This window comes from Yoonia sp., assembly GCF_014859355.1.
Taxonomy (GTDB): Bacteria; Pseudomonadota; Alphaproteobacteria; order Rhodobacterales; family Rhodobacteraceae; genus Yoonia.
Genome location: NZ_JACUUJ010000061.1, coordinates 1 through 9,949, shown reverse-complemented (window position 1 = coordinate 9,949; position 9,949 = coordinate 1). Strand labels below are relative to the sequence as shown.

The following is a 9,949-nucleotide window of genomic DNA, read 5'->3' as shown; positions in this document are numbered from 1 at the left end:
GCCAGCCCGCGCCCGCAAGACCCGCTGAAAACCGGCGCGCCCGCATCATTGATCGACTGGGGCACACTGGGCCGGATGGGCCGCGCGATGGTCGCGGCAAGCCCGGATCAGGCGCAGATCGCGGCGCTGACAGGCGCCCCCGCGCAAGACCCGCTGCGGGTCTATGTCGGCCTCAATTCCGCGCCCGACCCTGCCGCGCGGGCGGCGCTGGCGTTGGCCGAACTGAAACGGATCGACGCCTTTGCGCGCAGCACAGTGGTGATTGCCACGCCCACCGGCACCGGCTGGGTGGACCCCGAGGGGCAAAAGGCGCTGGAATATCTGCTGGGCGGCGATGTGGCGACCGTATCGGTGCAATATTCCTATCTGGCCAGCTGGATCGCGCTTTTGACCGATCCCGAATACGGTGTGGACACGGCGCGTGCGGTGTTTTCCGCCGTCTATGATCACTGGCGCAGCCTGCCCCGCGCCACACGTCCGGCGCTGTATCTGAACGGGCTGAGCCTTGGGTCGCTGAATTCGGACCAAAGCCATGATCTGCATCAGGTGGTGGCGGACCCGTTCAATGGCGCGCTGTGGGCCGGGCCACCCTTTGGCAGCCCCACATGGCGCGATGTCACGCAGGGGCGCAATGCCGGATCACCGGCCTGGCTGCCCAGCTACCGCGACGGCAGTGCGGTGCGGTTCATGAACCAGACCGGGCTGACCTCGGATATCACGGCGCCTTGGGGGGGCTTTCGGATTTTGTATCTGCAACATGCCAGCGATGCGGTGGTGTTTTTTGATCCGCACGCCACATGGCGCCGCCCCGCCTGGATGGCCGCACCGCGTGGCCCCGATGTGGCGCCAGAATTTCGCTGGTTGCCGGTCGTGACCTTTTTGCAATTGGGGGTGGATATCATGACGGCGATCAAACCGCCCGCTGGCTTTGGCCATACCTATGATTTTGCCAGCTACGCCCGCGCCTGGGCCATGTTGCTGGACCTGCCCGACTGGACAGATGACCGCATTGCCGCACTGGCCCGCGCGCAGGCGGGCCAGCCGTAACCCTGCGCTGCGGTCAGAACCGCGTGTAACGCGCCTGCAACCGCGCCCGTTCAACGCGGTTTTCATCCAGCAGCCGCAGCGTCTGGTCGGCCAGATCGACGTGGCGCACCGTTTCCAGCATCTGCGCGAAATCCCGTTCCAGATCGGCCAGTTCGGGCGGGCAGGCCATCAGCGTGCTGGCGACAGGGCCGAATGTCACCGCATCATCCTGCTGTGTCAGCGCCCCCATCATCATGTTGCAGCCCACTGTGCCGCTAAAGCGCATGTCGCTGTCCGACAGCAGCAGATAGGCTTCGCGATGGCCTGGCGTCGGGGCGATGGGTGCGCCCCCCAGATGCGTCAGACCCCAGTAAACATTGGCCAGCGGGGCAGGGGTGCGGGCGCCAAGGCAATCCGCATCAGGCGTGGCATGATCGAACTGCGTCACCACGATGGACCGGCGGTCCGGCCCTTCCATCTGCGGGCGCTGCGCGATGTCGGCGGTGAGGCGCACCAGCAAGGGGGCGGCAGGTGCGGGTGCCGCGGCCAGATAGGCGCGTTCCAACGCCAGATAGTCGGCTTCCATCACGATGGGAAACCGCTGGCCTGTCTGGCATTCGGTCAACAGGGCGGCATCGGCGAAATAGGTCATCATCCCGCTGACGGGCAGCGCCAGATCGGTCGGGGTCAGCGGGCCTGACACCAGCGTGTAGGGCAGGTCGGACAGGATCGGGTTGCCGTCCTGATCCATCATGCGGATGTCCTGATTGGTGCCGATCTGCCAGACCGATTGCGCGCCGCCCGAGCCTTGCAAAATCAGCGCGCCGCGCGCTGGATCGACATGCCAGCGCCCCACCTCGTCAAGGGTCAGATCCCGTTCCAGATAGGTGCGCCGCAGGGCATAGCCCTGCCCGTCATCCCACAGATCCAGATGATAGGTGATGCCCGGACAATCGGCACAGGGCAGGGTGCCGGTAAACGTCGCAGGCAAGGCCAGCCCATGCGCCCCAAGGCGCTGTGCAACCGGCTGGCCGGTCAGCAGGGTCGGCAGGCAGAAAAGGCTGACTATCATCCCGAGGAAAGGTTTGCGCATCGCATTTATCCATTTTTGTGTAAAAACAAGGGTGATTTTATCCCCAAAGGGGCAAAAAACAAGGCGATGTTCACAGGCCGTGTTGGCCGATCTGCGATTTTCATTTGCTGGCGCTTGCGCCTTACCAAAAGGCGGTATATTTTTGCGGTATTTTATTGGAGTGTGATTGTATGGCGGCGACCACGAAGCGCAAGACATCTTTGACGCTTGATGCTGCGGCACTTGATGGCGCAAGGGAACTTGGGATCAACGTCTCTGCCGTGGCTGACGCGGCACTGATAAAGGCTGTCGCAGACGCGCGACGCAAGACGTGGCTTGCCGAGAACGCAGGCGCATTCGCGGCCCAATCGGACTGGCACGCGCGCCATGGGCACCCGCTGGCCGACATCATGACAGCGCCTGGCGGGTCTTCATGGACGACCTGACCCGTTTTGATGTTGCGGAATACAATGGTATTTCCATGGTCGTTGTCGAAAGCGGCTTTCTGCCGCCCGATCCTTCTGTCGTCGTCATTCCGCTGCTTTCCGGCTACCCGGCCGTGCAGCACCTGAACCCCGAACTTTTGCATGACGGCAAGCGCCTGATCCTTGCAACACGCCTGATTGCGGCTGTGCGACGGTCAGGTTTGCGCCGCACGGGGAGCGTCGCAGGCCAGGGTGATCTGATCACCCGGGCGGTCGATGTCCTGATGGCGGGCGTATAGGTTTCAGGACCAGCACAATTTGCGAAGATTGCCAAGACAACGTTCATGCGCCAATACCGCGCGCGCGCTGCCAGTGGATTTTCTGGGCAGGCGGCTTGCAATGCCACAGACCATCGTGTCAGTTGAAACCGCAATCATGATCACGATGAAAACAGCATGACACAGACCCGCGCCTATGTCGCAAGCATGATCGCCACGCCCTTGGTCGCATCAACCCAAGCGTGACGTTCTTTGGCATTCTTCACGACACTCTGGTTTCGCGCCGCGGTTTGCAAATTTGTTTTACACCTTCACCACACGGTCCATCGGCAGGCCGCGCCGCGCGATGGCGTTGCGGGTGTCAACCACCGGGCAGCCCAGTGTCAGCAGCGCGCCGTAGTCAATTGCATCGTGATCGGTCGCGATCAGCACAGCGGCAAAGCGGCCGGGTTCCAAGGCGTTGGGGGCGATGGCTTGGCGGGCGGTATATTGGCGATATTCGCGCATGGGCGGGATCTGGGGCACATGTGGATCAAGATAGCTGACGCGCGCGCCGGCCTGATCCAGCAGTTGCATCAGTTTCATCGCCGGGCTTTCGCGCATGTCATGGACGTTTTTCTTATATGCCACGCCCACCAGCAAAATTTCGGCTCCGTTCAGGCCGCGCCCGCTGTCGGCATCGACAATTGCGCGCAGCCGGTCGATCACATGGTGCGGCATGCGGGTGTTGATCTCGCCTGCGAGTTCAATAAAGCGGGTGGGCACTTCGAATTCGCGGGCTTTCCACGTCAGATAAAAAGGGTCGATCGGGATGCAGTGCCCGCCAAGGCCGGGGCCGGGATAAAACGGCATATAGCCAAACGGCTTGGTGGCGGCCCCGTCGATCACATCCCAGACGTCGATGCCCATGGCGTCAAAGACCAGCTTGAGTTCGTTGACCAACGCAATATTGACCGCGCGGAAAATGTTTTCGGTGATTTTTACCGCCTCGGCGGTCTGTGTGGTGGGCACGCGCACCACCTTGTCGACAACCTGTGCGTAAAACGCCGCGACCAGATCGCCGGCCAGCGCGCCTGATCCTGCCACCACCTTGGGGATCGAGCGGGTGTTGAAGGCGGTGTTGCCCGGATCCTCACGCTCGGGCGAGAAGCCGATGAAGATGTCCGCACCCAAGGCCAGGCCGCTGCTGGCCAGAATTGGCCCCAGGACCTCTTCGGTGGTGCCGGGCCAGGTGGTGGATTCCAGCACGACCAGCGTGCCGGGGCGGATATGGGCGGCGATCGTCGTAGCTGTCTGTTCGACATAGGACAGATCGGGTTCACGCTGGCTGTTCAGGGGCGTGGGCACGCAAATGATGATGATCTGGCAATCCGCCAGCCGGGTGAAATCTGACGTGGCATCCAGCCGCCCTGCCGCGCAAACCTCGGCCAGTGCGGCGGGGCTGACCGCATCAATATAGCTGTGTCGGGCGGTGATATGGGCAATCTTGGCCGGGTCCACATCGAACCCGGTCACTGCAAACCCTTGCCGCGCCGCGGTCACGGCCAGAGGCAAGCCGACATAGCCCAACCCGATCACACCCACGCGGGCGGTCTGGCCTGTGATTGCCTGCATTAAAGTCATTGGATCAAATCCCTTTTTCCATAGTTGCCTGTGCCATAATCCGGACAGACCACTCAAAACCAGCCCACAATCGGAACTTTCCTGCGGGTTTTACAACAGAATACGGATTTTGTAGGGCATTCAGTGACAGGATGCTTGCCCATTCTGCGGCAGCGCGGCAAAACCTGTCATATGACCCAGTCCACTGCACCTTCCCGCGCCTATCTCGTCATCTCGCCCGGCCGGAACGAGGCGGATTATATGCGCCGCACGCTCGATAGTATGGTCGCGCAGACGCAGCGTCCGGCGCGGTGGGTGATTGTCGATGACGGGTCCACCGATGACAGCCCGCAGATATTGGCGGACTATGCCGCACAGCATGACTGGATCACCGTTGTCCGCCGCGAGGATCGGGGACATCGCGCCGTCGGTCCCGGCGTGATCGAGGCGTTTTACGCTGGATTAGACACTGTTTCGCTGTCGGATTACACCTATCTGTGCAAGCTCGACCTTGATCTGGATCTGCCGCCGGGGTATTTTGCCGGGCTGATCGACCGGATGCAGGCGGACCCCCGCGTTGGCACCTGTTCGGGCAAGACTTATTACGTCGACAAGGCCGGCCGGAAGATCAGTGAAAAAATCTCGGATGAGATGTCGGTCGGGGCGTCGAAATTCATGCGGGTCAGCTGTTTCAACCAGATCGGTGGTTTCGTCCGCGAGGTGATGTGGGACGGGATCGATTGCCACAAGGCGCGGATGCTGGGTTGGAAGGCAGTCAGCTGGCGCGATCCTGATCTGGCGTTCGAACACCTGCGCCCGATGGGATCAAGCCAGCAAAGCATCTATGCCGGACGGCGGCGGCACGGGTTCGGGCAATATTACATGGGGTCAGACCCGCTTTATTTCACGGCAACCGCGATCAGGAAGATGGCGCATCCCCCCTATGTGCTGGGGGGGCTTGCGACGCTGCAAGGATACCTTGGGGCGTGGTGGCGGCGCGCGCCGCAACATGGCGATGCCGACCTGCGCACCTTTGTCCGCGCCTACCAGCGCGAGGTTCTTTGGCGCGGCAAAGCCCGCACCGTCGCCCGGATCGAGGCAGAGCGGGCAGGGGTGTGGGTGCAGCCGCAGGGTTGATTTTACGCTACGGCTGTTGCAGCTTCTTTGTCGCAAGGTTCCGGTATATGTGAGCCGAGTTTTTATAAAGGGTCAGGTGATTTATGAACTCATCGGTCAGTGTCATTATCCCCGCCTATAACGCCGAAAAATATCTGGAAGAGGCGGTCGCATCCGTTTTGCGGCAATCGGTGCCCCCGGTGGAAATTCTGATCGTCGATGACGGATCAACGGATCGCACGCTTGCGATTGCGCAGGGTCTGGCAGCGCAGCATGCGCAGATCACGGTGCTGACGCGCCCGAACGGTGGGTCCGGGCCTGCGCGCAACACCGGGATTGCACAGGCGTCGGGGGAATACCTGCTGTTTCTGGACGCCGATGACCGGCTGCATGAAAACGCCATCCGCGATCATCTGCGCGCCTTTGCCGACCGGCCAGAGGCGGTTATGGTTTTTGGGGCCAATGATGTCATTGACGCGCAGGGTGTGCTTATCAATCCGAACCCGACACCGGTTGAGGATGTGACGCTGGAGGATCTGGCGATGCGTGTCACGCCTTGTCCGTCGCAGTGTCTTTATCGCCGCGCGGCTGTTCTGAAAATCAATGGTTATAACGAGGCGTTTCAATTTAGTCAGGATGTTGATCTTAACCTGCGGATCATTCGCATTGGTGGTGTGTTCAGTCACGGGATCAAGGTGATGGATTATCGCCGCCACCCGACACAATCCACCAGCAAAGGCGCACGGATTTCCCGCGGCCATATTGCTGTCCTCGAAAGTAATTTTGATCAGTCTGCCCCTTTTCCTGATCCCGGGCTTTTACAAAGATCAAAGGCTATGTTGTATTCCCGCTATGGGCTGGGGCAATTTCGCGCCGCTTTGGGTTTGCTCAGGCGCGGGCGGTTTTCTGATGCGGGTCAATCCGCCCGATTGGCGCTGCTGCGCCTCAAGGCCCGGTTTCAGGGGCAGGTCTGGCCGCCGAAACGGTCATAGAAAACACCGCTCACTCTGCCGGCTTTGGCGGGTGGGGGTTTACCCGGCCGGGGCCGTTGTGGCGGAACTGCATGAACCAGGCCTCATAGGTGCGAAAGCTGATTTCAGAGATCACGATCGCCAAGGCAAAATACAGCGGCAGAACCCAGCCTGTGCCAGGGATGCCCAGAATCTCCAGCGCCTTGTTGACGATGGCCAGCGCAAACAGGTGATAAAGATAGATGCCATAGCTGACCTGCCCGACCCGCGCGATGGGGCGCAGCTGCATCACCGGGGCCATGGCGTTGTCTTCGCGGATCACAAGGCTGATCAGCATCAGCGTCATCAGGGAATGCACCACAAGGTTGGGCAGACCTTCCAGCGCGCCGGGAAACGCGGCCAGCGCGACCAGCAGGGCGATAAACCAGACAAGGGCCGCGCCACGAAACGTGGTCAGCGGGCGCAGGGCAGCAAAACCCGCAGGCCGGTGCAGCAGGATGGCGGCCAGTGACCCCATCAGGATCGGCGCGTAGGTGGCCGCCGTGATTTGCAGGCGCAGATGCGCGATGTCGATGGGATAAATGCCGATCAGGCGGAAAACTTCCAGTGCTGCCAGCACGTTTATGGCAATCAGCACCACCAGCACCGTGACGATCCAGCGCCGGGGCGTCAGCAGCAATAGCGCGGGCCAGAGCATGTAATATTGTTCCTCGACTGCCAGCGACCATGTGATCGACAAAAAGCCGATGTCTTCGCCCACCAGAAAATTTGACAGGAACAGATAGTAGTAGGGCAGGATCGCGAGTTGGTCATACCCCTTGATGACGAGGGCATAAAAGGCGGCGATGCTGACGACCAGAAAATAGATCGGGATGATCCGCAGGATCCGGCGCCAGTAGAATGCGCGCAGGCTGAACGCACCCTTGGCGGTTTCTTCGCGCAGCAACAGCGTGGTGATCAGAAAGCCCGAGAGCACGAAAAAGAAATCAACCCCCACATGGCCGCGCGAAAAAAAGACCGCAATGTCGGACATGGCCGCGCGATTGGGGGCATGATGCCAGATCACCGCTGCGATGCAGATGAACCGCAGCCCGTCGAGGCTGCCGAAATGCCGCGTCGCCAGATAACGGTCATGGGTGATCGGGGCAGGGGTCATGCGGGGGTCCGTATTCGTTTACAGGCTTGTGCGGTTACTGTGAAAGATGGGCAAGGATATGTCGATGGGTCCGGTTTTCAGGCATCACTGATGCGCGGGGCGGCTTGCAGCCGGTCGATCATCGCGAAAACCTCGTCCGGATGGATGCGAAAAGCGGCCCCCTCTTTTTCACCGATGGTGATGCCATAACCCATGCCCAGCAGGCGGGTCCATTCGTGATGCGGGTTATAAAAGCGTTCGGGTGGTTGCAGGATCAGCATCGCACCGCCATCGGCCAGGCAATAGACCCCGTGGCCAGCCTGGCTGCCCTCGACGGTGATGATCATCGCCGCATCCAACACCTCGCGCGCCAGGTTCTGGCCCGCCAGACCCGGTTCGACAATATGAATGCCCGCAGCCGCCAAGGCGGTTTCAAATGCATCCTGATGGGCGATATCACGCGCCGCGCCAAGCTGGCCACGGCGGATATAGACGATCTTGCCTGCGTTGGGGGCTGGGTGGCTGGCGCGCAGCCTTTGGCGCAACAGGCGCAGGCGCCGGGCCTTGTCGCGGTTAAATCCGAGTTCTCTATAAAGCGTCAGTTCACCCACATGGGCAAAGGCGACGTCATGCCAAACGTGGTCAAAGGCGGCCTCATATATCTGCGCATCGGGCCAATAGGCACGCTGCATGGAGATCAGGTTGGGTGTGTCGCGGATATCTTCATAGACAGCACAATCATCACGCAGCCAGTGGCCAAAGTATTTCAGCCCCTGCGCACTGTTAAGCAGGGTTGCCTTGTCATAGCGCCTGATCTTTTGGCCGAGGGCGCGGAAAGGAGAGGTGCTGCTCATGAAAAGACGCCCCTTTTGCGGATAAATCCACCCGCCAGCGATGACCGCATCGCGCAGCGTGTAGCGGGCCTTGGGGCGTTCGATGAAACTGCGCGCGTCAAGCTTGTCGATTTCATGCGCCAGCGTGCTTTTGAAACCACAGGCCAGCACCCGTGCGATCTGATCGGGTTCATAAAGCCCGGGGTGACAGGCGATCGTGTCGGCTGGCGGCCCTTCGGTCGGATCGGGCAGGATATCGATATCTGGCATGACGTCCCGCTTGCGCACCATCGCGGCAATGCTGCGGATTCGGGGAAAAATGAAAGGATTTGACAAGGGCGCGGCCTCTTTGGTTTTGCGGGTCGTATCAGCGGTATTTCATATCCTGGATCTTTCAGGTGGTATCAATCTGAGGCCTGTCATTGCGGATAGTTATGCCATGATGCCCGTCTTTTCATCACTCTATACGCTCCAGCGGCTCTGGTCGCAGGTCGGCCCCGCCCTGACCGGCGAACAGTGCGCCGATGCGGGCGGATTCGATCTGGGCGTCGAAATCGGCGCGCACCTTTGTGCGGCCTGCCGCGCCCATGCGTTGGCGCAGGGCGGGGTCGGCGGCCAGTTGTGCGATCCGGTCGGCCAGTGTGGCCGCATCGCCGGAGGGGACGACAAAGCCGGTGACGCCGTTTTCCACCAGTTCGCTGACGCCTGCGACCTGTGTGGCGATGACGGGGCGGGCGCTGGCCAGGGCTTCCATCAGCACGACGGGCAGGCCTTCGGCGAAACTGGGCAACACCAGCGCGTCGGCCTCGGCCAGCGCCTGTGCCACCGCGTCTTGTGACAGATAGCCCGCGAAATGCACCGCATCGCCCAAAGGTGCGGCAAGCCGTTCCAGATGCGCGCGGTCGTCACCATCGCCCACCAGCGTCAGCTGCAGGTCAGGGTGGGTTTCGCGTGCCTGTGCGAAGGCGTCGAATAACACGCGCAGCCCTTTGACCGCGGCCAGACGACCGACAAAGATCAGCCGTGTGCCGCTGTGTGGGGCGGGCGGGGTCTGGTTGTAAAGATCGGGGATCACCCCGCAATGCACGATGCGCAGTTTGTCCCAATGCACGGGGTCGGAAAACAGCATCGCCTGCGACCGTGCAAAATGGCTGATGCAGGCGACAAAGGTCGCGCGCGCGGCCTTTTCGCGCAAATGCCATGTGTCCGGTGCATAAAGGTCGGATGGCCCGTGCAGCGTATAGCTGAAGGGCACGCCCGACAGCTGTGAGGCCAGCATCGCGACATTGGCGCTGGCGTTGGCAAAATGGTTGTGCAGATGGGCGATGTTTTGTGCCCTCAGGTGCTGTGCCAGGATCAACGCCTCGGCCAGATAGGCGATCTGTTTTGCCCCGCCGCGCAGGCCGGGGGGGGCGGTGCGCCATGCCAGCGTCAGGGTTTGCATCAGCCGTTTGGGTCGTGCCAGCGCGGCCAACAGGGCACGCGGCAGGG

General features: G+C 61.3%; 10 protein-coding genes. 5 read left to right on the top strand and 5 right to left on the bottom strand.

Features of this window, described 5'->3' with window-relative positions:
* A partial coding sequence (locus IBX59_RS14200) for an alpha/beta-hydrolase family protein (protein ID WP_296376715.1) occupies window positions 1-1,047 on the top strand: 1,047 nt, incomplete at its 5' end.
* A 13-nt stretch (window positions 1,048-1,060) separates the two neighbouring features.
* Here the strand turns inward: IBX59_RS14200 and IBX59_RS14195 are convergent.
* A complete protein-coding gene (locus IBX59_RS14195; protein WP_296376712.1) occupies window positions 1,061-2,119 on the bottom strand; it encodes an META domain-containing protein in 1,059 nt (352 codons plus the stop codon).
* Window positions 2,120-2,289: 170 nt separating this feature from the next.
* Between IBX59_RS14195 and IBX59_RS14190 the strand changes: the two genes are divergently transcribed.
* On the top strand, window positions 2,290-2,544 hold the full coding sequence (locus tag IBX59_RS14190; RefSeq protein WP_296376710.1) for a type II toxin-antitoxin system CcdA family antitoxin: 255 nt from the start codon (window positions 2,290-2,292) through the stop codon (window positions 2,542-2,544).
* Window positions 2,532-2,822, top strand: coding sequence for a CcdB family protein (locus tag IBX59_RS14185; protein WP_296376709.1), 291 nt, complete (start codon window positions 2,532-2,534; stop codon window positions 2,820-2,822). Before IBX59_RS14190 ends, IBX59_RS14185 begins: the two co-directional genes overlap by 13 nt.
* A 282-nt stretch (window positions 2,823-3,104) precedes the next feature.
* On the opposite strand, the gene IBX59_RS14180 is transcribed toward IBX59_RS14185, so the two are convergent.
* Complete coding sequence (locus tag IBX59_RS14180) at window positions 3,105-4,424, bottom strand: nucleotide sugar dehydrogenase (protein WP_296376707.1); 1,320 nt, start codon at window positions 4,422-4,424, stop codon at window positions 3,105-3,107.
* Window positions 4,425-4,595: 171 nt separating this feature from the next.
* On the opposite strand from IBX59_RS14180, the gene IBX59_RS14175 reads away from it, so the two are divergent.
* Window positions 4,596-5,540 carry a glycosyltransferase family A protein gene (locus IBX59_RS14175; protein ID WP_296376705.1) on the top strand — a complete coding sequence of 315 codons (945 nt, stop codon included), beginning with the start codon at window positions 4,596-4,598 and terminating at the stop codon, window positions 5,538-5,540.
* Window positions 5,541-5,623: 83 nt separating this feature from the next.
* Entirely contained in the window at window positions 5,624-6,511 is an 888-nt protein-coding gene (locus IBX59_RS14170) for a glycosyltransferase (RefSeq protein WP_296376703.1), read from the top strand.
* A gap of 10 nt (window positions 6,512-6,521) precedes the next feature.
* On the opposite strand, the gene IBX59_RS14165 is transcribed toward IBX59_RS14170, so the two are convergent.
* From IBX59_RS14165 to IBX59_RS14155, 3 genes are all read right to left on the bottom strand, one after another.
* Window positions 6,522-7,646 carry an acyltransferase gene (locus IBX59_RS14165; protein WP_296376700.1) on the bottom strand — a complete coding sequence of 375 codons (1,125 nt, stop codon included), beginning with the start codon at window positions 7,644-7,646 and terminating at the stop codon, window positions 6,522-6,524.
* Between the two features lie 77 nt (window positions 7,647-7,723).
* The gene (locus tag IBX59_RS14160) at window positions 7,724-8,728 is read right to left on the bottom strand and encodes a glycosyltransferase 61 family protein (RefSeq protein ID WP_296376697.1); all 1,005 of its coding nucleotides are present in this window, start codon (window positions 8,726-8,728) and stop codon (window positions 7,724-7,726) included.
* A gap of 187 nt (window positions 8,729-8,915) precedes the next feature.
* The coding region (locus IBX59_RS14155; protein ID WP_296376695.1) for a glycosyltransferase at window positions 8,916-9,949 on the bottom strand (1,034 nt) is incomplete at its 5' end.